The organism is Halospeciosus flavus (genome assembly GCF_029814175.1).
Classification (GTDB): domain Archaea; phylum Halobacteriota; class Halobacteria; order Halobacteriales; family Halobacteriaceae; genus Halospeciosus; species Halospeciosus flavus.
In genome coordinates this window covers 2,239,585-2,265,574 of sequence record NZ_CP122312.1, presented here as the reverse complement: position 1 = coordinate 2,265,574, position 25,990 = coordinate 2,239,585, and the positions used below count along the sequence as shown (strand labels likewise).

The following is a 25,990-nucleotide window of genomic DNA, read 5'->3' as shown; positions in this document are numbered from 1 at the left end:
AACCGTTCAGCGGCGTTCGCGGAGTTCGTCGAGCAGGTCGTCAACGTCCACGTCGTGCATCGCGAGCACGACCAGCATGTGGTAGACGATGTCCGCGCCCTCGTGGGCGAGTTCTTCCTCGTCGGCGTCCTTCGCGGCGAGGACGAACTCCGTCGCCTCCTCGCCGAGTTTCTCCAGCGCGCGGTTCTCGCCCTTCTCGTGGGTGAACAGCGACGTCGTGTAGGAGCCCTCGGGGAGGTTCTCCTTGCGGTCCTCGATGACCGCGGAGAGGTCCCGCAGCAGGTCTTCGCTCGTCTCGTCGGTCGGTTCGTCGGTCGTCTCGCTCTGGTCGCTCATGTGTGGGTCACCTCTCGGATGTCGTCGAGGTCTTCGAACTCTTCGGGGTCGCGGCGGCCGTACTCGTAGACGTGTGGGGCCACGGCGAGCGGAACGTTCGTCCGCGCGACGAGTGCCAGCGAGTCACTGGGTCGCGCGTCGAGAGTCGCCTCGCCACGCGGGGTCGCGATGACGAGGTCCGCGAGGTACGTCCCCTCGTCGACGTCGGAGACGACCACGTTGTCGACGCGGCCGCCGAGTTCCTCCATCACGTCGAGCAGCAGGTCGTGGGTGAGCGGCCGGCCGAGGTCCTCGGCGTCGAGGCCGCGCGCGATGCTCATGGCCTCCTCGAAGGCGATGAAGATGGGGAGGACGTCACAGCGCTCCTCGAACGACAGGACGACGACGGGCATCGCGCCCTCGGACGTCCCGGCGACACGGACGGCGTCGATACTCGCGTCGAGGGTCTCGGTTTCGGTCTCTTCGTGCACGTCCTCGACGTCCTCGGCGTCGTCGCGCTCCGGGTCCGGGTCGTCGCTCACGCTTCGACCTCCAGCGTCTCGAAGAAGGCGAGGTCGTGGATGCGCGGGTCGTTCGTGAGTTCGGGGTGGAAGGAGGTGCCGACGACCGGGCCGTCGCGGACGGCCACCGGGTCGTCGTCCCACGTCGCGAGCACCTCGGCGTCGCCGACGTCCGCGATGAGCGGCGCCCGGATGAACACCGCGGGGAACGGTTCGTCGAGTCCCTCGACGTCCAGCGGCGCCTCGAAGGAGTCTTTCTGGCGGCCGAAGGCGTTGCGGTCGACGGAGACGTCGAGGAGGTCGAGCGTCTCGACGCGCTCGTCGTTGGCGTCCGATGCGGCGACGATGAGTCCCGCACACGTCGCCAGGACCGGCTTTCCGGCGTCGACGTGGGCACGAATCTCCTCGTCGATCCCTTCTCGCTCGACGAGACGCGAGATGGTCGTCGACTCCCCGCCGGGCATGAGGAGGAGGTCGCAGTCCGGGACGACACCCGACTCGCGTACCTCGACGACCTCGACCGCTCGGCCGTGGGCGGTGGCGGCCCGACGGATGGCGTCGCCGTGTTCGGAGACGTCCCCTTGCACGGCGAGGACGCCTGCTTTCAGCGTCATGCTCGCCCGTTGGGGGTGACGCCTCTTCACTCCGTCGGGACGGTGAAAACGGGGGAGAAAGCGCGAATCCCTGATTCGACTCGGGGGTGGTCGACTACGTGGCGGCCTCGGTCTCGGCGTCTTCGCTCTCGTTCTCCTTGCGGCAACTGAGCCGGTAGAGGCTCTGTCGCGCGTCGGCGAAGTAGATGTCCTCGTCGACGACGCCCCGGTTCTGGAGCCGTTCGAGGGCGTACCGGACCGTCCGGGCCGAGAGCATCGACTCCTCGACGATGGCCTTCTGGGTCTTCGGCCCGTCGTACTCGAGCACCTTGTAGACGAGTTTGGCGCTCGGGGGCAGATCCTCCAGGGTTTCTTCGGCTGCGGTCATCATTTCGCTTCGAAACACTGCACGGCTATAAACCTGCGGGAATTGCTCGCACGGTACAACCGATATCGGGGTGTTTCTACAACCGTTGCTAAGAAAAATCCCGTATTTATCTTTTCGACCTAGGTATCTTCCGATAGTTCGATTACGATGTTCAACCGCCGGCGTCGCCGTCGACCGCGTCTGCTCGGGTTCCGACGTCGGGACTCGACGCCGAGACGGGTAATGCGAACGCCTTTTGGACCACGCCGCACGAAAGAGTAGGTATGGCAACCGAGACTGCCGACGGGATGAGCTCCCACCGCCGCGGGGTGACGGTCACGGCCGTCGCCTGTCTGACCGGCGTGGCGGCGGGTCTCCTCTCGTCGACGCTCGTCGACTCCCCGACGGCGACCCTCGGCATCGCGCCGCTGGTGGGCGCGCTGGTCGTCAACCTCGGGCTCATCCGCGTCCTCGGCGTCGACGTGGACGAGTTCTCCGGGAAGGACCAGCTCTACACCGGCTTCATGACCTTCTGCCTCTGGTTCATCACCTGGGGCATCCTCCTCACGAGCTCCGCGTAACGATGGCCCAGGACAGCATCGCGGTCGTGGACCTCGACCGGTGTCAGCCCGACCGTTGTAACTACGAGTGTTCGAACTACTGCCCGCCCAACCGGACGGGCAAGGAGTGCATCGTCACCCGCGAGGCCGCCCACGACGAGGGCGAACCCTTCGAGGGCGAACCCGACCAGATACAGATCTCCGAGGAGATCTGTCTGGGCGAGACCTGCGGTATCTGTGTCGAGAAGTGCCCCTTCGACGCTATCGAGATCATCAATCTCCCGCAGGAACTCGAAGAGGACGCGACCCACCGATACGGCGAGAACTCCTTCGCCCTCTACGGCCTGCCCATCCCCGAAAAGGGGAAGGTGACCGGTCTACTCGGCCCGAACGGCATCGGTAAGTCGACGGCCGTCAAGGTCCTCTCCGGCGAGATCACCCCGAACCTCGGCGACTTCGAGGACCCCCCGAGTTGGGACGAGGTCATCGACCAGTTCCGCGGGACCGAACTCCAGGACTACCTGCAGGGCGTCCGCGACGGCGACATCGAGGTCGCCCGCAAGCCCCAGTACGTCGACCAGATTCCCGAGCAGTTCGGTGGAGAGACACGCCAGCTCCTCGAAAGCGCCGACGAGCGCGGCGTCGTCGACGAGATTGCCGAGCGACTCTCCATCACCCCGGTCCTCGACCAGGACATCGACTCGCTCTCCGGCGGGGAACTCCAGCGCGTCGCGCTCGCCGCGACGCTCGTCCAGGACGCGGACTTCTACTTCGTCGACGAACTGACGCCGTACCTCGACATCGGCCAGCGAGTCGCCGCCGCCCGTCTCGTGCGCGAACTCGCGGAGGAGCAGAACCGCGCGGTCCTCGTCGTCGAACACGACCTCGCCGTCCTCGACCTACTGGCAGACTCCATCCACGTCGCCTACGGTCGACCCTCCGCGTACGGTGTCGTCACCGACCCGAAGTCGACCAAGAAGGGCATCAACGAGTACCTCCGGGGGTACCTCGACAACGAGAACATGCGGATCCGCCCGGAAGCCATCGAGTTCGAACAGCACGCTCCGCGGCCGGTCTCCGAGGCCGACACCCTCGTCGACTACCCGGACATGTCCAAGTCCTACGGCGAGGGCGAGTTCTCCCTCGACGTCGAGGGCGGGTCCATCAACCGCAACGAAGTGCTGGGCGTCGTCGGGCCGAACGGTATCGGGAAGTCGACGTTCGCGAAGCTCCTCGCGGGCGGTCTCGAACCCGACGAGGGCGACGTCGACCTCGGACTCGACATCGCCTACAAGCCCCAGTACGTCGAGGCCGACCAGCCGATGCGGGTCGACGCCTTCCTCTCCAGCATCACCGACGAGTTCGGCACGTCCTACTGGAACACCGAGATCGCCCAGCCGCTCCAACTCGAACGCATCATGGAGCAAAACCTCCCGGACCTCTCCGGTGGGGAGCGCCAGCGCGTCGCCATCGCCGCGACGCTCTCGAAGGACGCCGACCTCTACCTGCTCGACGAACCGTCCGCACACCTCGACGTCGAGCAGCGCGTGCTCGCGACCCGCGCCATCCGGCGCTACGCCGAGAACCACGAGGCGACGGTCATGGTCATCGACCACGACATCTACATGATCGACCTCCTCGCCGACCGCCTGATGGTCTTCGACGGCGAACCCGCCGAGTACGGTCACGCCTCGCCGCCCCAGGAGATGCGCTCGGGCATGAACGAGTTCCTCGCGAACCTCGACGTCACCTTCCGCCGCGACGAGAACCTGGGTCGCCCGCGAATCAACAAGCCGGGCTCCCAGAAGGACGAACAGCAGAAGCGCGAAGGCGAGTACTACTACACCCAGTAGCCGACTCGCCGCTCTTCTCCGGCCGGGTTTCGAGACGACGTCGCCGCGAGTAGCACACTCGCCGTCACCCGGCGGTTCGCCGAGCGTGCCCACACGGAAAAAGGTGGGCGACAAGGCACTTCCTTGCGACGCCGCTATCCGTAGTCGATTGACTCCCCCATGCAGGGTGCCGACTACGAACTCCGCGACCGCATCGAGACCGTCGAGGACGCGAGCGCCGACGAGAACCGACTGGTCACGCTCGCGGTCCCACCGGAGCAGTCGCTCGGTGCGGTCGTCGAGGAGATCGAAGAGGACCACGCCGAGGCCGAGTACCTCGACGACCGAGCGAGCGGGCCGCTCACGGAGGCACTCGGGCGCGTCCGACACACGCTCCTCGACTACGACTCGCTCCCCGAGAACGGACTCGTCGTCTACGCGGGCGTCGTCGGTGGTGACCTCGTGGACTACGAGTTCGACGACCTGCCGGACCCCGTCCCCGAGTACACCTACGACGTGTCGAACACGTTCGACGTCTCTCCGCTGGAGGCGGCCGTCGAGGGCGGCGAGGAGTACGGACTGCTCGTGATCGAGCGCGGCGGTGCGGCGCTCGGCCGGTACCGGCGAGGCTCGCTCACGGTCCACGAGACCTTCGACAGCAACGTGATGGGCAAGACGAAGGCCGGCGGACAGTCGGCCGACCGCTTCGCTCGGCGACGCGAGGAGCAGAAGGCGAACTTCTTCGCCGACGTCGCGGACGCCGCGGCGCGGGAGTTCCTCGACCCGGCGGTCGACGACCTCCTCCTCGGCGGCACGGAGGTCACGGTCGCGTCCTTCCGCGAGGGCGACTACCTCGACTACCGACTCCAGGACCGCGTCGTCGGCACGCACTCCGTCGAGTACGCGAGCGAGAAGGGATTGCGCGAACTCGTCGAGAAGGCGGCCGACGCGGGCGAACTCGACGTCCACCGCGAGGCACGCGACGCCCTCGATCGTTTCTTCGCGGCGCTCCACGACGAGGACGAACCGGTCGCCTACGGCCCCGAGGAGGTGGACCGGGCGCTCGACTACGGGGCGGTCGACACCCTACTCGTCTCCGCGGCGCTCGACGTGGCGGACGTCCGCGAACTCGAAGCCCGAACCGCCGACGAGGGCGGTGACTGCGTGGTCGTCCCCGAAGAAGTCGACCGCGGCCAGCAGTTCCGCGAGGCCTTCGATGGCGTCGGCGCGCTCCTGCGCTTCGAGATCGAGTAGGTCGCGAGTGTGGCGAACCGACGGCGCACTCCCCACCACGGACGCTGCGCCGCCGTCATCCGAGTCCGACGCCCGTGGCCCTGCTCAGGACACGCGGCGAGTTGGCGTCGTTCTAGTACTTGAGCCCTCGGCGCCGATGTTGTGACGACGGAGCGGAGTGCGTACAGTGTCAGAAGACGGTCCGCTGGCAGGTGCCGCACAGCGTCTCCTCTTTGAGGTCGACTTCGCGGACGGTGGGAGAGAAGTTCATCGCACAGCGGTTGTTTTCGCAGTGTTCGAGACCGAGGGTGTGGCCAATCTCGTGGACGACTTCCTTGCGGACGCGGTCGGCGAAGACGTCCTCGGCGGGGCGCGCGGAGAACCCGCCGTCGGAGGAGGTCTGGAGTCGGTACGTCGAGACGACGCACCCACGGCCGTCGAGGTAGGCGAGGCCGAAGACGTAGTTCCGTCGCCGGTAGTAGAGGTCCTCGGGGGTGACGGCGATGGCCTTGTCGCCGCTCCCGACCCGCGTGGCGAGGTCGATGAACGCCTCGGCTCGGTACTGGCCGCGCGACTCGTCGTACGCGTCGGCCGGGACCGATTGTTCGGCCGCCACGGAGACCTCGCACTCGTAGATGCTCCGGAGGCCCGCAGACGCCTCCCGTTTGGTCGCCGCAGAGACGTCTCCCACCGGAACGATGTCGACCCGCATGCAAACGTCTATGGCGCCCCGAGCCATAAATATCCCGCCGTGAATCCGCCGACACTGGTCGACGCCCTCGCTCGATACGACGCCCTCGTCGAGGTTGGAATCGGCCGCCGAACGGACGTCGCCGAAGCTCTCGCCGAGCGCGGCGCCGACGTGACGGCGACCGACGTGTACGACCACGAGATACCCGCCGCTGTCGCGTTCGTCCGCGACGACGTGACAGACCCCGACCCGACGGTCTACGAGGGGAGCGACGCCGTCTACGCACTGAACCTCCCACCCGAACTCCACCGGCCCGCACGCGAGGCCGCCCTCGACGCGGGCGCGGACTTTCTGTTCACTACGCTCGGCGGCGACCCGCCGGCCGTTCCGGTCGAACGCCGGACCGTCGCCACGGGGACGCTGTTCGTCGCCGACTCCGACCCGCAGAAACGGAACTGACTTTTTCTGCGCCCACGTCACCCCGAGCATGCAAGTGGATGCCGTCGTGCTCGACGTGGACGGGGTACTCGTCGACGTCGCCGACTCCTACCGACGGGCCATCGTCGAGTCCGTCGAGTACGTCTACGGGGAGGAGATTCCGAAGGCCGCCGTGCAGTGGTTCAAGGACGCGGGCGGGTTCAACAACGACTGGAAGGTGACCGACGCCGCGGCGCTGTACGTGCTCGCGGCCGGCGAGGGGATGGAACTCTCCCTCGAGGAGTTCACCGACGAAATCGCCAAGCGCGGTGGCGGTCTCGACGCCGCGGAGGCAGTCGTCGACGCCGCACTCCCCGACGACGCGGCCGAGCGCGTGAGCGAGGAGTGGCGTCCCGACCGACTCCGCCAGGTGTTCCAGACCTTCTACCTCGGCTCCGAGCGCTACGCGGAACTCGAGGGCGGCGAACCGGCCTTCGAGTCGACGGGGTTCATCGAGGACGAACCGCTCATCGTCGACGAAGACACCGTCGACGCACTCGACGAGAACTGGGAACTCGCGATCCTCACGGGTCGGCCCGCCGCCGAGGCACAGATCGCCCTCGAACGCGCCGGCCTCGACGACTTGATCCCTCCCGAACGGCGCTTCACGATGGACGACTGGGAAGAGGGCAAGCCGAACCCGCGTGCGCTCGTCGCACTCGCCGAACGCTGTCGGGCCGAGCGCGTCGCGTTCGGCGGCGATACGCTCGACGACATCCACACCGCGAACAACGCGAAGGAAGCCGACGAGCAGCGGACGTACTTCGGAATCGGCGTCCTCACTGGTGGGCTGACCGGCGACGAAGGCATCCAGAAGTACGAGGAGGCCGGCGCCGACGCCATCGTCCGCTCGGTCAACGACCTTCCCGACCTCTTGTTGACCGAGGGCGACTCCGAGCATCCTCTATAGCGGGTCGGTGTCGACAGTCGCCTCCGTCCGGCCACGATAGCTAAGGGGCGGGCGCTTCGACTGCCGCACATGGCGAAGCCACAGACGATTCTCGAGAAACAGGGCCGCGGTCCTGTGACGGTCGAAGTCGACGACGAGTGGGAACACGAGATCGAACTCGAAGAGTCGACCGAGCAACCCGACGAGTACTTCGGCGAGTACTACGCGGAAGGACGCGACCTGGAGGCCAACGACGTCCTGTTCCGCTTCGTCACCCCCGACCACGAGGAGACGCCGGTCTTCCTCGAGCGCCGCCACGCCCGCGACGACGAGTGGGAGCGTCTCGGCGAGGTGACCGACGTCGCCGTCGAGTCCTCCATCGGGTAACGGACACGGCCCCCACGTCGAGCGCCCGTCACCGGCGACGGCAACCCAGGCCGAACACCAAATCCTTATTCTCACGCCGCGGCATGTCCGTGTATGCGAATCGCGTTACTCGGCGGCACTGGCGACATCGGTGAAGGACTGGCGCTCCGCTGGGCGTACGACACCGACCACGAGATCCTCATCGGCTCACGGGACCCGGACAAGGCCCGCGCGAAGGCCGAAGAGTACGAGACGGAACTCGACAGTATGGGTCGCGAGCGGACGGTCAAGGGCTTCACCAACGAAATGGCGGCCGACCGCGCCCGCATCGTCGTCCTCGCGGTTCCCGCCTACTACGTCCGCGACACCATCGAGAGTGTCGCCGACGTCCTCGATGAGGACACCATCCTCGTCACGCCTGCGGTCGGCATGGACCGCGACGAGGAGGGGATGCACTACAAGCCGCCGGGCGTCGGGTCTGTCACCGCACTCGTCCGGAAGACGGCCCCCGACGACGTGCCGGTCGTCGGCGCGTTCCACAACCTCGCGGCCGACCGCCTCGCGAACCTCGACGTGGACCTCGACCTCGACACGCTCGTCGTCGGCGACGACGGCGACGCGAAGGGTCTCGTCGCGGACATCGGTGAGGAGATCGAGGGACTGCGCGTCCTCGACGCCGGCGGTATCGCCAACGCACCCGAAGTCGAGTCGGTCACGCCGCTCGTCATCAACATCGCGATGAACAACGAGAAGATGCACGACGTCGGCGTCCGCTTCCTGTAGCGGTCTCTACAGACGGAGCAGGGCGAGTGCCTCGGGGCTTGTCCCCGAGGTACTTCACGCTCTTCGCTTCTAGCGACAGATGGTGGCCCGCCTAGTCGTCGGCGGGCGCGGGGCTGTCGTAGCTGACGGCGGCGGCGTCGACGCCGAGTTCGTCGAGGGCGGTCTGGGCGGCCTTCTTGCCCGAGAGAAGCATCGCGCCGAACGTCGGTCCCATCCGGGTGAGCCCGTGGTAGGTCGCGGTCGAGAGCCCGGCGGTGAGGAGACCGTCGTGAACTTTGCCGGTCTTCTCGACGACCTTGTCTTCGCTGTCCGAGACCCACATCGAGTCGTGGCCCGGAGAGTCGTGGCCGGGGGCGCCGTACTCGCCCTCGCCGGAGGTGTCCATACCCGTGTTCTCCGTCTCGTCGATGCCCGGTGCGTCGAGGACGCCGCGCTCGTGGAGTTTCGAGACGACGACGGCCTCGTGGCCGGTCGCGTCGATGACGAGGTCCGACTCCACGGCGATGGGGTCGACGCACGTCAGTTCGCGGGGAAGGGAGTGGACCGGCGTCCAGTTGACGACTGCACCCGACACCTTGTGGTCGTCGCGGATGACGACGTCGGTGAATTCCGTCATGTTCTGGATGCGCGCGCCGGCGTCGCAGGCGGCCTCGATGAGCGCGGAGCTACAGTGTGGCGCGGAGGCGACGTACAGGCCCTCGGCCTCGTCGCTCTCCTTGTAGGGGACACCCAACTCGTCGAGGACGTGGTGGGCCGGCCCGCGAACGGTGAGCTTGTTCATCAGGAAGCCGCCGAGCCAGAACCCACCACCCAGGTAGTTGTTCTTCTCGACGACGCTCACGTCGACGCCGCGTTCGGCGAGTTCCTTGGCCGCGGTCAGCCCAGCCGGACCGCCGCCGACGATGATGACGTCGGTCTCCGTCGAGTCCATGAACTCCTCGTGCCACTCGTCGGCGATGGCGCGCGTGACCTGTGCCTCTCCCGCGTCGGTGAATCCGTCGAACTCCATGTTCAACACTAGGTGTTACAACGGGGTAGTTAAAGATACCGAAGCAATCACTGGAGCGGTGAATCCGCCGATACGGGTACAGTGCTGCCGCTACGCGGCGATTCGTCGAGAGAAGGTGGTGGGTTCGGGTCGCTTACGCGCCGGCCTGCTCGAAGGCGTCTTCGAGCTTGTCGGCCTGCGTGACGCCGACGAAGCGCTCGACGATGCCCTCGTCGTTCTCGACGACGATGGTCGGAATCGAGCGGACCTGGTACTCGTTGGCGACGTCCTGGTTCTCGTCGACGTCGATCTTCTCGAACTCGACGCGGTCGCCCCACTCCTCTTCGAGTTCTTCGAGGATGGGGTCCTGGGTCTTACACGGGCCACACCAGTCCGCGTAGAAGTCCTTGAGGGTGACAGTCATGTGTCTGTCACAGTTTTGCCCTGCCGAGCGCATAAGGATTACCCACGCGGCGAGTAGCGTAGTCGACTCCGTCCGACCGCAAGGTTTAGGCGCGACGCGACCCGAACTCCGTGCATGAGCGGAAGCCAGAGCGGCGGGCTGATGTCCAGTGCCGGACTCGTCCGCTACTTCGACTCCGAGGACCCGAACGCCATCCAGATCGACCCGAAGACCATCGTCGCGTTCGGCGTCTTCTTCGGCATCGTCGTCCAGTTGCTGGACTTCCTCGCGCTGTAACTCGGATTCTCTCACTCTCCGTTCTCTTCTCACCGAGTAGCGACAGCGACGGTGACGCCGACTCACAAAAAATCGGAGGGCCGAAGACGGTGTCGTCGCTACTCGTTCGCGACGACCGTGATCTGCTGTTCGCGGTCGATGGCGCGTTCGAGTTCCTCGGCGATGGCCGAACCACGGGACACCTTGATGTCGCCGCCGCGGCTGACCGTCGCGGTGAACAGGTACTCGCCGTCGGCCTGGACCTCGACGGTCTCGCCGGAGCGACCCTTCTCGAGGGGGAGGATGACGTGCCGAGAGGTGATCTCGGGAGTCACGACCTCGCCCTGCGGTTCGGCGCCCGCGCCGCCGGCGCTCGAACCGGCGCCGCTGCTGGACCCTCGACTACCGCTCGGGAGTTCGTCGAGCGTCCGGACGTCGATGTTCATTCCGAGGCGCTCCTCGATGTCTTGGATGCGACCACCGCCCTTCCCGATGACGTGGGAGATTTCGTCCTCGGAGACGTACACGACGGCTTCGTTCTTCCCGCGGAGTTCGACCTCGACCGGGCCGCGCGTGGCGGCCTGGATCTCGCGTTCGATCTCGTTCTTCGCGAGGCGGTCGACACCGGTCTCCTCCGTCTCGGCGCCGCCCTCTTCGAGGGGGACCGTGACGACCTGGCGGTTGAAGGTGTAGATCTCGTAGGCGGGCTTGCCCGTCTCGAAGTCCTTCACCTGGATGACCGGCCGGGCGAGGTCCTCCTCCATGAGACCCTCAGGGACCTTGACCTCCGTCGTCACGTCGTAGACGGTGTTGACGTCACCCTCCTCGATGTAGACGACGGTGTCGACGATCTGCGGGATCATCCCGAGTTCGACGCGACCGACGAGACGCTGGAGCGCGTCGATGGGCCGGGTGGCGTGGACGACGCCGACCATCCCGACGCCGGCGAGGCGCATGTCGGAGAACACCTCGAAGTCGTCGGTCTTGCGGACCTCGTCGTAGATGGTGTAGTCCGGTCGGACCATCAGCAGGGAGTCGGCCGTCTTCTCCATCGACCCGCCCAGTTCCGTGTACTGGGTGATGTCCTTCTCGACGTCGAGGTCGCGCGGTTTCTCCATCGTCTTCACGACGTAGCCGCTGTCGTCGAGGAACTCGGCGACGGCCTGCGCGAAGGTGGACTTCCCGGCGCCGGGCGCCCCGGCAATGAGGACACCGCGGTCGCGCTCTAAGAGTCGCTCCTTGAGGTCCTCGGTGTGGGTGTAGTCCTCCATCGTCGTCTTGACGATGGGACGGACCGCCGTAATCTCGAAGCCGTCCGAGAACGGCGGTTCGGCCATGGCGATACGCATGTCGCGGATCTGCGCGATGGTCATGCCCTCCTCGGAGAGTTCGATGAAGGCGTCGTCGTCGCGACGCGCCGTGTCGTAGATTTCGGAGGCGTACTCCTTGAGCGTCTCCGTGTCGAGTTCCGTCTCGCCGATGGCCTGGTACTGGATGTCCCCGACGTCGCCGCGCTTGGCCATCGGGACGACGCCGTCCTTCAGGTGGACGGACATCGTCTGCTCGTCGAAGTACTGCTCGATGCCGAGTTCTTCGAGTTCGCGGGCCTCGGGTTCGAGGTACTCGACGTCGATGCCCTTGCCCTTCGCGACTTCGGCCTGGACGATGTCCGAGGTGACGAACAGCGCGTCGTGCTCCTGGGCGACGTCGCGGATGACCGCGTCGATGGCGCCGGCGGCGGCGCGTTTGATCTGTTCTTCCGTGGCCCGTTCGCCGACGTACTCGACGTCGATCTCGCCGGCGTCGGCGAGTTCGGCCAGTCGCTGTAGCTCTTCGAGACCTTCCCAGCCGGTCTGTCGGCCTTTGTTGGCCTGGGACTCGATCTCGCCAACGACGGCCTCGGGCACGTACACCGTGGCCCCGGCGTAGTCGCCGCTCTCCACACCTCGGGAGATACGGCCGTCGATGATTACGCTCGTGTCCGGGACTATCTTCATGGGGCAAGGTAGTATCGGACCCCGCTTAAGGGTGTTCACCAATCGGGCGATGGGTAGCGGTTTACGCGCTCACGCGCGCCCGAAAACGGGCACCAGACTTTCGGCGAGCGGTGTGTTAGGTACGGACATGGACACGCCCGAGGAGTGCGAGCGAGCCGTCGACCGGATTCGCGATGGGTTCGACGAGGACCTCCGGGCGGTCGTCGTCCACCAGTTCGCGCCGGAGGCGGCGTGGGAGGTTCGGTACGTCCGGGAGGACGTCTCGGAGGGGTACGGCGACACGGACCTGGCACGCGTTCTGGAGAACGTCACCGAGGACTTCGTCTTCGAGGCGCTCGTCCAGGACTGGCACGAGAACATCCGGCGGCTCGGTGAACTGCACGGGTCGTTGCTGGCGTACGAGGACGCCGTCGTCGCCCGAATCGTCCTCTCTGACGGCTACGGCGTCTGCTTCTCTCTCGAACCCGAACGACGGGGAGACGTCTTCGACGTCGTATCCAACGTTGGCCCGGGGTCGAGTGGCGGGCCTTCTTAGCCCCACGTCCCCTCTCTCCCGGCCATGCAGGACGTCCGAGACCTCGCACGCGACCTCGTCTCGATTCCCTCCCACGAGGACGAGACGGCGGTCGGCGACCGAATCGAGTCGTGGCTCCGCGAACACACCGACGCCGACGTCACTCGCGACGACGCTCCGAACGGCGGGAACGTCCTCGCCCGGAAAGGCTCCGGCGAGTCGCTGGCCCTCGTCGGCCACCACGACGTGGTCGAACCGGACGAGTCGCAGGTCGCGGACGGCGACTACGAAGTGTACGAGGAAGACGGTCGCCTCTACGGCCGCGGGAGCGCCGACATGAAGGGGGCCGTGGCGGCCGCGATGGTCGCCTTCCGCGACGCCGATCCCGAGTCCCTCGACTGCGAACTCGTCTTCGCCTCCTTCGTCGGCGAGGAGATCGGCGGGACGGGTGCACGCTTCGCGATAGACGAGGGGTTCGCCCCCGACTACGCCGTCGTCGGCGAGGGGTCGACGGGCTACTCGGGTGACGGCGTCACCGACGTCGTCGTCGCCCACAAGGGCCGTCGCGGGTCGACCGTCGTCGCCACCGGCGAGGCCGCCCACGCCAGCGAGGTCGAGAACGGCGAGAACGCGGTTTATCGCGCGTGCGACGCCGTGGACGTGATCCGCGACCTCGACTTTCCCCGGACCGAGGTGTTCGGCCACGCGGTCGAGGGGAGCGTCACGGTCACCGAGATCGACGGCGGGACCGCGTGGAATGTCGTCCCCGAGCGCTGTGAGGTGACCGTCGACGAGCGGACGGTTCCCGGCGAGCGCGCCGCTCTCGACCGCGTCGAGGAGGTCGCGGGCGTCGAGTGGACCGTCGACCAGGACCTCCCGCCGATGCAGTGTTCCGACGAGGTGTTCGCCGACGTCGTCCTCGACGTCGCCCGCGAGGTACAGGACGGCATCCCCGAACACGTCGTCAAGCCCCACGCGACCGACGCGGGGTGGCTCGCCGACGCGGGGACGGCCTGTGTGATCTACGGTCCCTCCGAGCAGGGCGAAGCCCACACTGCAGACGAGAGCGTCTCACTCGACGTGCTCGACCGCTGTTACCGGACCTACCGCCGCCTCGCCGGGTCGTGGAGCTGACTCATCCAGACGGCCGCTTCGACAGGCTTCATTAGCGCCGGCGTCCGAGTCCTTCCCATGGCCGACAGCGAAGCCGTCCCCGACCACCTCGATGGGGCACCGGAAGCCTACCACACGCTCCTCGACCAGTACCGACGCGTCTCGAACCTCGGGTCCGCACAGGGAGTTCTCTCGTGGGACCAGCAGGTGACGATGCCCGAAGGCGGTACGCCCGCCCGCTCGAAGCAACTCTCGACGCTCTCGGGGCTCCACCAGGAACTCCTGACGAGCGACGAGATCGCCGACTCCCTCGACGAACTCGAAGACGAGGACCTCTCGCCGACGCAGGCGGCGGTCGTCCGGGAGATCGACCGCGAGTACCGCCGCGCCGAGCGCGTCCCACAGACGCTCGTCGAGGAGATTTCGGAGACGACCTCCGAGGCGCTCCCCGCCTGGGAGCAGGCCCGCGCCGAGGACGACTTCTCGCAGTTCGCCCCCTACCTGGAGAAACTCGTCGAACTGAAGCGAGAGTACGCCGAACACATCGACCCCGACCGCGACGCCTACGAGGTGCTCTTCGAGGAGTACGAACCGTACCTCGGTCTCGACACCGCCGAAGACGTCCTCCAGCGCCTCCGTGACGAACTCGTCCCGCTCCTCGACGACATCCGTGAGAGCGACGCCGACCTCGCCTCACCCTTCGAGGGTGGGGAGTACCCCGAAGACGTCCAGGAGGACCTCTCCCGCGACATCCTCGACGACCTCGGCTACGACTGGGAGCACGGTCGCCTCGACACCTCCAGTCACCCCTTCACCTCCGGCAACCAGTTCGACTCGCGCATCACGACGCGTTTCGACGAGTCCGACCCGCTCGGCGCGCTGATGGCGACGGTCCACGAGTTCGGCCACGCCTTCTACAGCCTCGGACTCCCGCGCGAGGAGTTCGGCACGCCGCTCGGTGAATCCCGCGACCTGACCGTCCACGAGTCGCAGTCGCGGCTCTGGGAGAACCACGTCGGCCGCACCGAGGCCTTCTGGGAACACAACGCCGAGCGCGTCCGCGACGCCTTCGACGGTCTCGACGACGTCTCGGCGCGGGAGTTCTACGAGGCGGCCAACCGCGTCTACGAGGACAACCTCATCCGCGTCGAGGCGGACGAACTCACCTACCACATGCACATCGTGGTCCGCTTCGAGATCGAGCGCGACCTGATCGCGGGCGACCTCGCCGTCGAGGACGTTCCCGAGGTCTGGAACGACAAGTACGAGGAGTACCTCGGCATCCGCCCGGACTCCGACGCCGAGGGCTGCCTGCAGGACATCCACTGGTCGCACGGCAACTTCGGCTACTTCCCGACTTACTCGCTTGGGTCGGTCCTCGCCGCGCAACTCGACGCGACGGTCCGCGAGGAGGTCGACGAGTTCGACGCGAAAGTCCGCGACGGCGACTTCGAGGACCTCCGTACGTGGCTCCGCGAGAACGTTCACCAGCACGGCGCGCGCTACACGACGCCCGAACTCGTCGAGGAAGCCACTGGCGAGGCGTTCACCGCCGACTACTTCGTCGACTACCTGACCGCGAAGTTCGCGGACCTCTACGACCTCGATGGCTACTGAGACGTAGACCGGTGAGGGGACTCGCCCGGCCACGTCGTTTTTCCACTCGTCGGGCGAACCGTCGACTATGTCCGACGACACTCGAACCCGGGGCGTCGAGTTCGAAGGAGTCCTCGACGACGTCGACTTCCCCGTCGAGCGCGCCGACCTGCTCGAACGCCACGGCGACCACGACCTCGGTCTCGAAGAGGGCGAGACGACGCTCGGTGACGTCCTCGAACGCATCGACGAGGACCGCTTCCGCTCGCGTGAGGACCTCCGCGAGGCGGTCCTCACGGCTGTCGGCGTCGACGCGGTCGGCCGCGCGGAGTACACCGACCGCGGCGCCGGCGTCGTCTCCGGCGAGGACGACACCGTCGACTCGTTCTGACCCGACCGGGGTCGTGGACCTGTCACCCCGATACGTTTATTACTGTGGCACGTTCTACCATAGCGTGCATGTCGAGCGCACAGGAGTCCGACGACGCCCTTTTGGACGAGTTCCTCGAACGGCGCGGCCACGACACTGCCCCGGAAACCTGGGACCGATCCTATAACAAGAAGCAGTGTCCGGACTGTGGCGGACTCCACGAGACGGACGCCGTGACGTGTTCGGTCTGTGGTTGGTCGCCGTGAGAGCGGCGCGCGACTGACCGTCCTGCTGCCCGACCCGACCCCGATTTTTCCGTAGCTACTCCCGTAGCGTTCTCCCGACCTGACTTTCTTTCATGCTTATCTGACCGTAACTTATTTTATTACACGGTGCATTGTATGAAATGAGATGGCTCGCAAGGCCCTGCAGAACGCGGTCGCACAACACCCGAAAGCCGCCGGCGCGCTGTTCACGAGTGCAGTCGCGCTCTCCCAGGTCCAGTCCACGCTGGCCGTCTGGGGTTGTGGCTCCCTCGGTCCGTAGACCCCGGAATCGACACACTGACCAACTGACACTCCGAGACTGACCCTCTCACGACACGACGCGGCCCACCTCCCCACGCCGGCCGCGTCGAACCCCCGTCGGGCCGCTCCCCCTGGCCCGACGGGCGCCGAGTCTGACACTCTCGTCCGGCGTCGCCGCCTCCCCACTCCGCTGCGGCGCCGGACGCGCGGGGTCCACGCCCCGCACTGTTCTTCACCTCTCAGTTGAACAGTTGTACAACTGTTCAACTGTCCGTCAGTCGTCCTGTGCCGGCGAGGCTTCCGAGGACTCGCCCGCGTCGTCACCGTCGTGTTCGTCGCCTTCCTCGTCGACGTCGACCTCCGCGGTTCGTTCGGTCGCGCGACGGACGAACTCCTCGGGGAGTTCGTCTATCTCGCCGGCCTGGACGCCCCAGAGGTTCGCGTAGAGACCGTCCTCGGCGAGGAGGTCCTCGTGGGTACCGCGCTCGACGATGTGGCCATCTTCGAGCACGACGATTTGGTCCGCGTCCTTGATGGTCGAGAGACGGTGGGCGATGGTGAACGTCGTGCGGTTCTCGGTGAGGTCGTCCAGCGAGCGCTGGATGAGCATCTCGGTCTCCGTGTCGACGTCCGAGGTCGCCTCGTCCAGGATCAGGATGTCGGGGTCCTTCAGGATGGCCCGCGCGATGGCGACGCGCTGGCGCTGCCCGCCCGAGAGTTTCACGCCACGCTCGCCGACCATCGTGTCGTACCCCTCGGGGAGGTTCTGGATGAATTCGTGGGCTTCCGCGGCTTTCGCGGCTTCGACGACCGCCTCGCGATCGGCGTCGAACGACCCGTAGAGGATGTTCTCCTCGACCGTCCCGTAGAAGAGGAAGGTGTCCTGTGAGACGTAGCCGATGGCCCGCCGGATGCTCGGGATGGTGACGTCGCGGAGGTCCTGCCCGTCTATCTCGATGGTCCCCTCGTCGACGTCGTACATCCGGAGGAGGAGTTTGAGGACGGTCGACTTCCCCGCTCCGGTGGGACCGACGAGCGCGAGGGTGTCGCCGCCGGGCACCTCGAAGGAGATGTCCTCGACGATGGTCTCTCCGTCTCCGTACCCGAACGTCACGTCGTCGTAGACGACCTCACCCGCCTCGACGTCGAGGGGGTCGGCGTCGGGATTCTCCTCGATACGCGAGGGTTCGTCCATCAGGCCGAAGATGCGCTCGGAGGACGCGCGGGCACGCTGGTACATGTTGATGATTTGCCCGAACTGGGCCATCGGCCAGATGAACTGCTGGCTGAGGAGGATGAACGTGACGAACTCGCCGGCCGAGAGCGTCCCAGTGAAGAAGAGGGGCGGTCCGGCGACGACCCACCACCCGCCGATGGCGAACGTGAGGACGAAGCCCACACCCGAGATGACCCGCAGCGCGGGGAAGAACTTGATTCGCGTGTCGATGGCGTCCCAGTTGGCGTCGAAGTAGTCCTCGGAGACGTCCTCGACGCGCTCGGACTCGTAGTCCTCGGTGTTGGCGGCCTTGATGACCTGGATTCCCCCGAGGTTGTTCTCCAGTCGGGAGTTGAGTTGACCCACCGAGGAGCGGACGTCGGCGTACTTCGGTTGGATAGTCTGGACGAAGCGGTAGGTGAACCAGCCGATGAGCGGGACGGCGACGAGCGCGACGAACGCGAGTTGCCAGTTGTAGTAGAAGAGGACGGCGGCGATGGTCACCACCATCACGCTCAGGCGGAACGCCGAGTTCATTCCGTCGTTGAGGAAGCGCTCCAGTCTGTTCACGTCGTTCGAGAGGATGGACATCATCTCGCCGGTCTGCTTGGCGGCGAAGAAGTCCATGTTCAGCCGCTGCATCTCGTCGTAGGTGTCGGTTCGGACGGCGTGCTGGACGTGCTGGGAGAAACTGTTCCACCCCCAGTTGCGGAGCCAGTGGAAGCCCGCACCGAAGAGGAACGACCCGGCGATGAGGCCGGAAACGAAGAGGACGCGGCCGGCGTCGTCGGCGGGGAGCCACCCGCCGGGGAGGAACGGGAAGAAGGCTTTCTCGTCCCGGATGACCGTGTCGATGGCGTAGCCGAGGAGGACGGGCGGCGCGAGGTCGAGGACCCGAGCGAAGATGCTCGCGACGACGCCGACGACGGCCGCGCTCCGGTTCTCCCGACCGTAGTCGGTGAACAACCGGCGCATGGCGCTGTCGACGTCCTCGCGTTGCTCCTCGAACGGGTCGTCGTCGAGGGTGCTCACTCTCTTCGAGTTACACGTCTGTGACTAAGTAGTTCGTGTCCCCAGCGAGGGATTCCCACACTCGTACTCGATACGCACTTCGTCACCCGCCGTCACGTCGTGGCGGGTCGTCCACTCGATAGGGACTTCGAGGACCCACTTCGCGGGCGCGCTGTAGGTCGTCAACGAGTCGTCGTGCTCGACGGGTGCGTGGAAGATCCGGGTGATTCGCCCGTCCGCGCCGACGAACACCATGTCGATGGGATAGTTCATCTCCCGCATCACGAACGACCGCTCGCTCTCGTCGGCGAAGACGAACAACATTCCGCTCCCGTTCGCGAGCGAGTCGGTGCCGCTGAGGCCCCGGTAGCGCTCGTTCGGCGTGTCCGCGACGGCGGCCTCGACACGGCCCTCAACCGCGCCCGACTCGGCGTCGACGATCGTCACGCAGGCGCGCTCCCGGTCGTCGCCGGGACCGGTGCCACCGCCGTCGAAGAGTCCGATTCCGCCCCCACCGGCGACGGCGAGGAGTCCGGCCACGACGAGGAGTGTCGCGACGGCGAGCACCGACACGACTCGGCGGTCCATACCTGCTTCGTGGGGGTACGTCCGGAAGGCGATTCCGGTGGCAGGGACGTTTTGGTGGGGCGGCCAGACGGAGACGGTGAAGCCCTCGAACCGGATAGAGTTAAGGAGCGCGACGTCTCACCCCCGAATATGGGAGTCGTCCGCTCACTCGGCAAACTGCTCACGTACAGTCTGGCCCTCGTCGGCCTCGTGGCCGTCGGTTTCGTCGTCCTCGCCTACGGGTGGGACGGGACGCCGCCGACGATCGGCCTCGAAGGCCCCGACGAGGAGTAACGACGGAAAGTAACAGTTATCCGCGAGCGTCCACGTTTTTCAGACGAGGGTCTGTGGTCTAGTTGGTTATGACACTTCCCTTACAAGGAAGGGGCCGACGGTTCGAATCCGTCCAGACCCACTCGACGATTTCTAGCCATATCTCGATTCGGTCGGAGAGATTCAAGTCAGGCAGACCCGGACGAGGTGAGACGATACTCCTGTGCTCGGCGCGTTTGTGACAACTCCGACAGAGTAGAACGAGATTTACTAGCGTGTTCGCGTCGTCAACCACCTCGAACTCACGTCGGGGAACGATGTGATGAACGTCTAGATACGTCTCTGTTCCATCCTCGCCACAGTACTGGCACACTCTATCGCGGTCGAATACACGCTTCCTCACTTGCGGCCAACGCGACCCGAACGAGAGTGTCGCTCCACCTTGCCAATTCGGTGCATCCTTTCCGCGTCTGTTTTTACTTATCCATTCACCGCGACACGTGTCGTCGCAGAAGTGGTGCTTGTGACGTTTGGTTTCGTATCGCTCTCGTTTCAAATCCGCTCCACACGTCGCACAGTGGACCGTCTCACGCCATTCGTTATATGTTCGTTTGAACCGGTCTTTGCACTCTCGAGAGCAGAAACGACTCTCGGCAGCGTGTGATTTCTTCTTCTCGTACGTCTCTTCGCAAAACTCACAGGTCAACGTGGTACGATTCTTTTGGCTCTCGTCGAAGCACTCTCGACTACAGTACTTCGACCGGTCGGATTTACTAGGCTTTACGTAGTACGTCTCACCACATTCCTCACAATTCTGATCCGGCATTCGTTCTTACGCCCACAGGTGGCTACGACGAGATAACGATTCTTGTCGATGGCACCGCAGCAATTATTATCTGGTGCTACTACCGACTAGTACAATGCCGAAGACCCAGCTACAGCGAGCCAGGGCGGGCGAGGTGACGCCCGCGATAGAGCGCGTCGCCGAGCGCGAGAACCGCGACGTCGAGTTCGTCCGGGAACAGGTCGCACAGGGACAGGCGGTCGTTCCGAACAACCACGCCCACGAGTCGCTCGACCCGATGGTCATCGGCCGGGAGTTCGCGACGAAGGTGAACGCGAACATCGGCAACAGCGACGAGACGAGCGACCTGCGGGGCGAACTCCAGAAACTCCACACGTCCGTCCACTACGGCGCGGACACGGTGATGGACCTCTCGACGGGGTCGAACCTCGACGCGATTCGCGAGGCGAACGTCGCACACTCCCCGGTCCCCATCGGCACAGTGCCCATCTACGAGGCGGTCAAACGGGTGGACGACCCCGCGGACATCACCCACGAACTCCTCCTCGACGTCGTCGAGAAGCAGGCCGAGCAGGGCGTTGACTACATGACTATCCACGCGGGCGTGCGGATGGAACACCTCCCGCTGACCGACGGCCGGAAGACCGGAATCGTCTCGCGCGGCGGTTCCATCCTCGCGCAGTGGATGGAGGAGAACGGGATGGAGAACCCTCTGTACGCGAAGTTCGAGGAACTCTGCGAGATCTTCGCCGAGCACGACGTGACGGTCTCGCTGGGGGACGGACTCCGGCCCGGGTGTCTCGCGGACGCCGGCGACGACGCCCAGTACGCCGAACTAGAGACGCTAGGCGAACTCACCCGGACCGCGTGGGACCGCGGCGTGCAGGTGATGGTCGAGGGACCGGGCCACGTCCCGATGGACGAAGTCGCGGCGAACGTTGAGCGCCAGCAGGCGGTCTGCGACGGCGCACCCTTCTACGTCCTCGGACCGCTCGTCACCGACGTCGCGCCGGGCTACGACCACATCACGAGTGCCATCGGCGCGACCGAGGCCGCCCGCGCGGGTGCGGCGATGCTCTGCTACGTCACGCCCAAGGAGCACCTCGGTCTTCCCGACGAGACGGACGTCCGAGACGGGCTCGCAGCCTACCGCATCGCCGCCCACTCGGCCGACGTCGCCAACGGATTGCCGGGCGCTCGTGACTGGGACGACGCGCTCTCGGAGGCGCGCTACGCCTTCGACTGGCGCCGGCAGTTCGACCTCGCGCTCGACCCCGAGCGCGCCCGCGAGTTCCACGACCAGACGCTCCCCGGCGACAACTACAAAGAGGCGCGTTTCTGTTCGATGTGCGGTGTCGAGTTCTGTTCGATGCGTATCGACCAGGACGCGCGGGACGCCGACGGCGAGATGTCGGCCATCGACGACGAGACGGACCTCGACGCCTCTCCCGCCGCCGAGGTGAATCGACCACCGGTCGGCACTCACGATACGGAGCGAGTCCCCGACGAGATCGAGATCGACGGGGTGACCTTCACGCCCGAATCGCACGCCGACGACTGACACTCGCTCGTCGGCGGGGCATGCTGGTGACTCGCCGTTTCGTGACCCAATCCCCTCACGTCTCCCCCGACGCGAAACCGTGACGGGTTTCTGAGAAGAGTGAAGGGACGTCGGTCCCTGAATCGGACGATGGCGACCGCCTCGTGGATGGAACGGGTCGACGTCGAGTTCGTCGCTTCGGAACTGACGGGTGCGCTCGGCGACTCGGTGACGGTCCTCCCCATCGTCGTCTCGCTGGCGCTGCTCACCGACGTCTCGCTCCCCCACGTCCTGCTCGGATTCGGACTCTTCCAGGTCGTCTGGGGAACGTGGTATGGACTGCCGATCTCGGTCGAACCGATGAAGGCGCTCGCCGCGCTGGCCATTGCGGGCGTTCTCTCCTATCCCGAACTCGTCGTCGTGGGCGTCGGAATCGGGGCTGCCCTGCTGTTCGTGGGCTCGACGGGGACGCTGGCGCGTATCGAGCCGTACCTCTCGACCCCGGTGATTCGCGGCGTCCAGTTGGCCGTCGCGTTCCTCCTCCTCGAAGCCGGTGCAGACCTCGCGGTCGCGAACCCGACGATGGCCGCCGTCGGAGCGGTCGTCGCACTCGGCGTAGCCGTCGCCGGATTCCGCCGTGGAGCCACCCTCGTCGTCCTCGGTATCGGCTTCGCGGTCGCGGCCGCGTCGGCCGGACTCCCCACGGTGCGCGTCCCGGGTGTCCCGCCAGTATCGGCTACTGCGTTCTCCGCGGTCTCGTTGGACGACGTGCTCGGTGCAGGCGCCGCGCAGTTGGCGATGACCGTCGGTAACGCGGCCGTCGCGACCTCTCTACTCTTCGACGACCTGTTCGAGGCCGACGTCTCGGCCGACGACCTCGCGTCGAGTATGGGTGTGACGAATCTACTCGCGCCCGCGCTCGGCGGAATTCCGATGTGCCACGGGAGCGGTGGCCTCGCGGGGAAGTACGCCTTCGGCGCGCGGACCGGCCTCGCCAACGGTTTGCTCGGGGTCGGCTACGTCGCACTCGCGTTCGTCGTCGGCGGCGGATTCTTAGTCGCGTTCCCGATGGCGCTTTTGGGCGTCCTGTTGGCCGTCGTCGCGGCGCAACTCGGTCACTCGGCGTTCGAGACGGAGAACCTCGTCCTCACGGGTATCGTCGGTGTTCTCGGTCTCCTCACGAACGTCGGGGCCGCACTCGTCGTCGGCATCGCGCTCGACTGGGGACGCCGTCGATGGTTCAGCCGAACCGCTGTCTGATCTTGCGGACGAGCAGGGTCGACTGCCGTTCTCGCGGGTCGTAGGTGAGGTAGAGGATCCTTCGACCGGGGTCGAACTCGAGTTCGAGGACCGGTCGGTCGTTCTGGTCGACGCACGTGACGTTGTGGTGGGCCGTGTGGACCTCGATGTCGAGGTCGGTGGCGGCCTCTTCGAGGTAGGACTCGACTCGCTCCTGGACGGTCTTCGTCTCGTCGTCGTACGGGACGCGGACGGTCGTCTCGTCGGTGTAGTCCGAGAGGTAGCGGTAGAGGTAGATACAGCCGAGGAGGACGCCGACGACGAGGAGGAGGTTACTCACCACGAACCCCGGCGTCGGGAGGTGGCTCGCGATGCGCTGAGAGCCGTAGCGAACCGTCCCCGCGTCGGTGACGTGGAACGGCTCGACTAGCAACTGGGCGGGGAGTGTCGCGAGCACACCGGCCGTGAGTCCGAGGAACATCAGTCGGAACTCCCGGTAGCGGCGCTCCGACTGCTGCGCCTCCTCGAGGCTGTTCTCGAGGTCGGCGAACTCGAGACGTAACTCGTCTCCCATATATTTATTCTCCTTTTCTTAGAACTTAATTCTGTCTGCTAACAGAAGAAAAATAGTCGCCGGCGATTCGAAATCCTTTTTTCTACGCTCCCCCTCGGTTCAGGTACGCGCCGCCTTAGCTCAGATTGGGAGAGCACTCGACTGAAGATCGAGCTGTCCCCGGTTCAAATCCGGGAGGCGGCATTTTCCTACGAACCACGTGAGCAGTGAAACTGCTCGCGATCGGATTGTGGCCCAACGATCAGTTCTGCTGCGAGTGACTCCTTCGTTTTCACACCGACAGCCGTTCACTGTCTTCGGGGACGAGGACGTCTGCGACGGCGTCTCGCAGGTCGTCACGGGTCAGCAGACAGTGGTTGATGGCGTCCATGTGCACCGCCGCGACGGGGCAGTCGGCGTAGTCGACGGTCGCGGCGACGTCGGCCGCGTCCATCGTGATGGGGTCGCCGTCGACGAACTGCGCGGCGCCGGCGTTGACGACGACCGCGTCGGGGTCGTGACGGTCGATAGTTTCGGCGACCGGGTCGTACCAGACGGTGTCGCCGGCGAGGTACAGCGTTCGCTCGCCATCGAGGACGAACCCCGAGACCGGTCCCATCTGCTCGGCGAGGTCGCCGTGGCCGTGGCGGGCGGGTGTCCGAGAGACGTCGACGCCGTCGAACGTCACCGAATCCGCGACGGGGCGGACGTCGGTGAAGCCGTCCTCGCGGAAGGCGTCGGCCTCCGCTGGCTGACAGAGCAGCGGGACGTCGTCGTCGAGTCGCTCAGCCGCGGCGTCGTCGAAGTGGTCGCGGTGCCGGTGGGTGACGAGCACTGCGTCATGTGTAAGATCGACGTCGGGGAGCGACACGAGCGGGTTCTCCCGGTCGTTCGGTGAGTTCGGGATGGGCGGGATGTCGCCTGGCTCCCCGAGCATCGGGTCGACCAAGAGGGTCGTTCCGTCAAGTGTCACGAGCAGCGTCGCGTGGCGAACGAGCTGGACGAGTGCCATACATTCTCACGGGTCCGAGTTGCCTTGACATCCTCCCCCGCCTGAAGGCGGGGGAATCCCGAGCGTTGGGATATTATGGTTTACGGTGTTGCCTGTTCTCGCGGTGTGAATACACCGCTTGTCTGGTCGAACTGGTACACCGATGGCTGTGCCAACCAGCCGTTACTCCTATCCCCGGACGAACTGTCCGCTGGATTCAGAGGTACTTTCCGGATATTTTCTGCGCCATTCACGTCTGCGTTCGCGACGAGATCGCACTCGTCACAAACATACAGACCGCGTTCGACACGATTCGAGTCGTCTTCACGCCCGCAACACGAGCAGGTTCGGGATGTCCCACGCTCATCGACCTGTTCGACCGCGATACCGTGCATCTCGGCTTTGTAGGTGAGCAGGTTCGTAAATCGGTCGAACGCCCATCCGTGGAGGTCGAGATTGCCGTGTGGCCCCCAATTCTTGGCTTCACCAGCCTCGTCCTCACGAACGCCTTCGAGATCGCCGATCGCGATCTGCCCGATTCCTTTCTCGACGCATCGGTCGACGATATGCTTGGCGAGCGTGTGGAAGTAGTGCGTTCGTCGATTCGACCACTTCCGATGGAGACGCTCGACCCGTGTCGAGGTTGAATCATCGGAGCGGGCGATACGTTTCCCGAAGTAGTAGCCGTCTTCTTTGAGACAGTCGAGCGGGTAGAGTTCTGCAGTCTCGTCCTCGTAGGCGAGTGTCGCGAACGTACAGATCCCGAGATCGATCCCGGCAGTTTGCTCGCCGGGAGCGTCGGGCACGTCGAGTTCGCGTTTACAGACGAAGTGTAGTTCCCACTCGTGGCCTGTCCAGACTGCCCGAACCTGCTGGACGCTCGTGACGTCACCAAGGTCGACATCGGGACGAGTCTGATACTCACAGAGGATGAAATCCGCCCAGTAGTCTTTGGTGTTGTCGCCTTTCGAGAGGCGGACGTGGTCGTGTTTCGTGTCGAGTTTGAAGCCGGCGTTTTTGAAGGTGATCGTGCTGCGCGGGTGTTCGTCGCCGCGCTTGCGGTAGCCGGGTGGATTCGCGCGGGTATCGCCGTTCTGCCGCTTGCCGTACCAAGAGCGGAACGCTTCAGCGAGTTCTTGCAGAACGCGCTGACTTGACTGCGAGTGCAGGTCATCATAGCGCTCGTGGCTCTTGAGATACGACGTGAGTTCATCATGTTCTGGAATATGGCCGATCTCGTCCCAGATGCGAGCGGAAGTCCAGCGACCAATATTCCAGAGTTTCGAAGCGGCAAAACCGAGGGCGTCAAGATCGTCAGCGACCTGCGAGCGGTTTTGAATACTCGCTTTGTAGGTGCGCGTGACGATCTTTTTCGCCATACGTA

Annotated in this window: 30 protein-coding genes, 2 tRNA genes and 1 pseudogene; 19 read left to right on the top strand and 14 right to left on the bottom strand. The window is 65.6% G+C overall.

Annotation, left to right across the window (positions count from 1 at the left end):
- Window positions 1-6 precede the first annotated feature (6 nt).
- The 4 genes from hisE to P0Y33_RS11820 form a co-directional block, all read right to left on the bottom strand.
- Entirely contained in the window at window positions 7-336 is a 330-nt protein-coding gene (gene hisE / locus P0Y33_RS11835; protein ID WP_279527603.1) for a phosphoribosyl-ATP diphosphatase, read from the bottom strand.
- On the bottom strand, window positions 333-728 hold the full coding sequence (locus tag P0Y33_RS11830) for a bifunctional nuclease family protein (RefSeq protein WP_328518056.1): 396 nt from the start codon (window positions 726-728) through the stop codon (window positions 333-335). Before P0Y33_RS11830 ends, hisE begins: the two co-directional genes overlap by 4 nt.
- A gap of 125 nt (window positions 729-853) precedes the next feature.
- Window positions 854-1,450: a pyridoxal 5'-phosphate synthase glutaminase subunit PdxT gene (gene pdxT / locus P0Y33_RS11825; protein ID WP_279527601.1), complete on the bottom strand. Its 597-nt coding sequence runs from the start codon at window positions 1,448-1,450 to the stop codon at window positions 854-856.
- Between the two features lie 94 nt (window positions 1,451-1,544).
- Window positions 1,545-1,817 (bottom strand): ArsR family transcriptional regulator, encoded by a 273-nt coding sequence (locus P0Y33_RS11820; protein WP_382217831.1) that lies wholly within the window; start codon window positions 1,815-1,817, stop codon window positions 1,545-1,547.
- A 263-nt stretch (window positions 1,818-2,080) separates the two neighbouring features.
- Here P0Y33_RS11820 and P0Y33_RS11815 point away from each other — a divergent pair, with 263 nt between their 5' ends.
- The 3 genes from P0Y33_RS11815 to P0Y33_RS11805 all read left to right on the top strand — a co-directional run bounded on the left by P0Y33_RS11815 (window position 2,081) and on the right by P0Y33_RS11805 (window position 5,442).
- Window positions 2,081-2,377, top strand: a complete 297-nt coding sequence (locus P0Y33_RS11815) for an EMC6-like membrane protein (RefSeq protein ID WP_279527599.1) — start codon at window positions 2,081-2,083, stop codon at window positions 2,375-2,377.
- Window positions 2,378-2,379: 2 nt separating this feature from the next.
- Complete coding sequence (locus P0Y33_RS11810) at window positions 2,380-4,209, top strand: ribosome biogenesis/translation initiation ATPase RLI (RefSeq protein WP_279527598.1); 1,830 nt, start codon at window positions 2,380-2,382, stop codon at window positions 4,207-4,209.
- A gap of 159 nt (window positions 4,210-4,368) precedes the next feature.
- On the top strand, window positions 4,369-5,442 hold the full coding sequence (locus P0Y33_RS11805; RefSeq protein WP_279527597.1) for a baeRF10 domain-containing protein: 1,074 nt from the start codon (window positions 4,369-4,371) through the stop codon (window positions 5,440-5,442).
- A 169-nt stretch (window positions 5,443-5,611) separates the two neighbouring features.
- Here the strand turns inward: P0Y33_RS11805 and P0Y33_RS11800 are convergent, their stop codons facing one another.
- Window positions 5,612-6,133, bottom strand: coding sequence for an archaemetzincin family Zn-dependent metalloprotease (locus P0Y33_RS11800; RefSeq protein WP_279527596.1), 522 nt, complete (start codon window positions 6,131-6,133; stop codon window positions 5,612-5,614).
- A 39-nt stretch (window positions 6,134-6,172) separates the two neighbouring features.
- On the opposite strand from P0Y33_RS11800, the gene P0Y33_RS11795 reads away from it, so the two are divergent.
- From P0Y33_RS11795 to npdG, 4 genes are all read left to right on the top strand, one after another.
- Window positions 6,173-6,571, top strand: a complete 399-nt coding sequence (locus P0Y33_RS11795; RefSeq protein WP_279527595.1) for a UPF0146 family protein — start codon at window positions 6,173-6,175, stop codon at window positions 6,569-6,571.
- A 28-nt stretch (window positions 6,572-6,599) separates the two neighbouring features.
- Window positions 6,600-7,499: a TIGR01548 family HAD-type hydrolase gene (locus tag P0Y33_RS11790; RefSeq protein WP_279527594.1), complete on the top strand. Its 900-nt coding sequence runs from the start codon at window positions 6,600-6,602 to the stop codon at window positions 7,497-7,499.
- A 69-nt stretch (window positions 7,500-7,568) separates the two neighbouring features.
- Complete coding sequence (locus tag P0Y33_RS11785) at window positions 7,569-7,865, top strand: hypothetical protein (RefSeq protein ID WP_279527593.1); 297 nt, start codon at window positions 7,569-7,571, stop codon at window positions 7,863-7,865.
- A 93-nt stretch (window positions 7,866-7,958) separates the two neighbouring features.
- Window positions 7,959-8,627 (top strand): NADPH-dependent F420 reductase, encoded by a 669-nt coding sequence (npdG, locus tag P0Y33_RS11780; protein ID WP_279527592.1) that lies wholly within the window; start codon window positions 7,959-7,961, stop codon window positions 8,625-8,627.
- Between the two features lie 91 nt (window positions 8,628-8,718).
- Here the strand turns inward: npdG and P0Y33_RS11775 are convergent, their stop codons facing one another.
- Both P0Y33_RS11775 and trxA read right to left on the bottom strand, forming a co-directional pair.
- A complete protein-coding gene (locus tag P0Y33_RS11775; RefSeq protein WP_279527591.1) occupies window positions 8,719-9,636 on the bottom strand; it encodes a sulfide-dependent adenosine diphosphate thiazole synthase in 918 nt (305 codons plus the stop codon).
- A 133-nt stretch (window positions 9,637-9,769) separates the two neighbouring features.
- The gene (gene trxA, locus P0Y33_RS11770; RefSeq protein ID WP_279527590.1) at window positions 9,770-10,039 is read right to left on the bottom strand and encodes a thioredoxin; all 270 of its coding nucleotides are present in this window, start codon (window positions 10,037-10,039) and stop codon (window positions 9,770-9,772) included.
- A 114-nt stretch (window positions 10,040-10,153) separates the two neighbouring features.
- Between trxA and P0Y33_RS11765 the strand changes: the two genes are divergently transcribed.
- Entirely contained in the window at window positions 10,154-10,315 is a 162-nt protein-coding gene (locus P0Y33_RS11765) for a preprotein translocase subunit Sec61beta (RefSeq protein WP_279527589.1), read from the top strand.
- A gap of 98 nt (window positions 10,316-10,413) precedes the next feature.
- On the opposite strand, the gene P0Y33_RS11760 is transcribed toward P0Y33_RS11765, so the two are convergent.
- Window positions 10,414-12,291, bottom strand: a complete 1,878-nt coding sequence (locus P0Y33_RS11760; protein WP_279527588.1) for a PINc/VapC family ATPase — start codon at window positions 12,289-12,291, stop codon at window positions 10,414-10,416.
- 127 nt (window positions 12,292-12,418) lie between these two features.
- Here P0Y33_RS11760 and P0Y33_RS11755 point away from each other — a divergent pair, with 127 nt between their 5' ends.
- The 6 genes from P0Y33_RS11755 to P0Y33_RS11730 all read left to right on the top strand — a co-directional run bounded on the left by P0Y33_RS11755 (window position 12,419) and on the right by P0Y33_RS11730 (window position 16,430).
- Window positions 12,419-12,826, top strand: coding sequence for a hypothetical protein (locus P0Y33_RS11755; protein WP_279527587.1), 408 nt, complete (start codon window positions 12,419-12,421; stop codon window positions 12,824-12,826).
- 24 nt (window positions 12,827-12,850) lie between these two features.
- Window positions 12,851-13,939: a M20 family metallopeptidase gene (locus P0Y33_RS11750; RefSeq protein WP_279527586.1), complete on the top strand. Its 1,089-nt coding sequence runs from the start codon at window positions 12,851-12,853 to the stop codon at window positions 13,937-13,939.
- A 57-nt stretch (window positions 13,940-13,996) separates the two neighbouring features.
- Complete coding sequence (locus P0Y33_RS11745; protein WP_279527585.1) at window positions 13,997-15,535, top strand: carboxypeptidase M32; 1,539 nt, start codon at window positions 13,997-13,999, stop codon at window positions 15,533-15,535.
- A 67-nt stretch (window positions 15,536-15,602) separates the two neighbouring features.
- Window positions 15,603-15,905, top strand: coding sequence for a DUF5789 family protein (locus P0Y33_RS11740; protein ID WP_279527584.1), 303 nt, complete (start codon window positions 15,603-15,605; stop codon window positions 15,903-15,905).
- A 68-nt stretch (window positions 15,906-15,973) separates the two neighbouring features.
- The gene (locus tag P0Y33_RS11735) at window positions 15,974-16,150 is read left to right on the top strand and encodes an HVO_0416 family zinc finger protein (RefSeq protein ID WP_279527583.1); all 177 of its coding nucleotides are present in this window, start codon (window positions 15,974-15,976) and stop codon (window positions 16,148-16,150) included.
- A 145-nt stretch (window positions 16,151-16,295) separates the two neighbouring features.
- Window positions 16,296-16,430, top strand: a complete 135-nt coding sequence (locus P0Y33_RS11730) for a DUF7503 family protein (RefSeq protein ID WP_279527582.1) — start codon at window positions 16,296-16,298, stop codon at window positions 16,428-16,430.
- Window positions 16,431-16,685: 255 nt separating this feature from the next.
- On the opposite strand, the gene P0Y33_RS11725 is transcribed toward P0Y33_RS11730, so the two are convergent.
- Together P0Y33_RS11725 and P0Y33_RS11720 are read right to left on the bottom strand one after the other, a co-directional pair.
- The gene (locus P0Y33_RS11725; protein ID WP_279530113.1) at window positions 16,686-18,602 is read right to left on the bottom strand and encodes an ABC transporter ATP-binding protein; all 1,917 of its coding nucleotides are present in this window, start codon (window positions 18,600-18,602) and stop codon (window positions 16,686-16,688) included.
- 81 nt (window positions 18,603-18,683) lie between these two features.
- Window positions 18,684-19,226 (bottom strand): DUF192 domain-containing protein, encoded by a 543-nt coding sequence (locus P0Y33_RS11720; protein ID WP_279527581.1) that lies wholly within the window; start codon window positions 19,224-19,226, stop codon window positions 18,684-18,686.
- 129 nt (window positions 19,227-19,355) lie between these two features.
- Between P0Y33_RS11720 and P0Y33_RS11715 the strand changes: the two genes are divergently transcribed.
- A complete protein-coding gene (locus P0Y33_RS11715) occupies window positions 19,356-19,499 on the top strand; it encodes a hypothetical protein (RefSeq protein ID WP_279527580.1) in 144 nt (47 codons plus the stop codon).
- A 47-nt stretch (window positions 19,500-19,546) separates the two neighbouring features.
- Window positions 19,547-19,620 (top strand) — tRNA-Val (locus tag P0Y33_RS11710).
- A 93-nt stretch (window positions 19,621-19,713) separates the two neighbouring features.
- On the opposite strand, the pseudogene P0Y33_RS19150 reads toward P0Y33_RS11710, so the two are convergent.
- Window positions 19,714-20,304: pseudogene (locus tag P0Y33_RS19150) on the bottom strand (HNH endonuclease); the annotation flags it as partial.
- Window positions 20,305-20,398: 94 nt separating this feature from the next.
- Here P0Y33_RS19150 and thiC point away from each other — a divergent pair.
- Together thiC and P0Y33_RS11700 are read left to right on the top strand one after the other, a co-directional pair.
- Entirely contained in the window at window positions 20,399-21,844 is a 1,446-nt protein-coding gene (thiC, locus tag P0Y33_RS11705; protein WP_279527579.1) for a phosphomethylpyrimidine synthase ThiC, read from the top strand.
- Between the two features lie 129 nt (window positions 21,845-21,973).
- Window positions 21,974-23,083, top strand: coding sequence for a putative sulfate/molybdate transporter (locus P0Y33_RS11700; RefSeq protein ID WP_279527578.1), 1,110 nt, complete (start codon window positions 21,974-21,976; stop codon window positions 23,081-23,083).
- Here the strand turns inward: P0Y33_RS11700 and P0Y33_RS11695 are convergent.
- Window positions 23,064-23,636 (bottom strand): hypothetical protein, encoded by a 573-nt coding sequence (locus P0Y33_RS11695; RefSeq protein ID WP_279527577.1) that lies wholly within the window; start codon window positions 23,634-23,636, stop codon window positions 23,064-23,066. The genes P0Y33_RS11700 and P0Y33_RS11695 overlap by 20 nt on opposite strands.
- 109 nt (window positions 23,637-23,745) lie before the next feature.
- Here P0Y33_RS11695 and P0Y33_RS11690 point away from each other — a divergent pair.
- A tRNA-Phe gene (locus tag P0Y33_RS11690) sits at window positions 23,746-23,819 on the top strand.
- A gap of 88 nt (window positions 23,820-23,907) precedes the next feature.
- Here P0Y33_RS11690 and P0Y33_RS11685 read toward each other — a convergent pair.
- Window positions 23,908-24,627 (bottom strand): MBL fold metallo-hydrolase, encoded by a 720-nt coding sequence (locus P0Y33_RS11685; RefSeq protein ID WP_279527576.1) that lies wholly within the window; start codon window positions 24,625-24,627, stop codon window positions 23,908-23,910.
- An 80-nt stretch (window positions 24,628-24,707) separates the two neighbouring features.
- The gene (locus P0Y33_RS11680) at window positions 24,708-25,985 is read right to left on the bottom strand and encodes an RNA-guided endonuclease InsQ/TnpB family protein (RefSeq protein ID WP_279527575.1); all 1,278 of its coding nucleotides are present in this window, start codon (window positions 25,983-25,985) and stop codon (window positions 24,708-24,710) included.
- Between the last annotated feature and the right edge of the window lie 5 nt (window positions 25,986-25,990).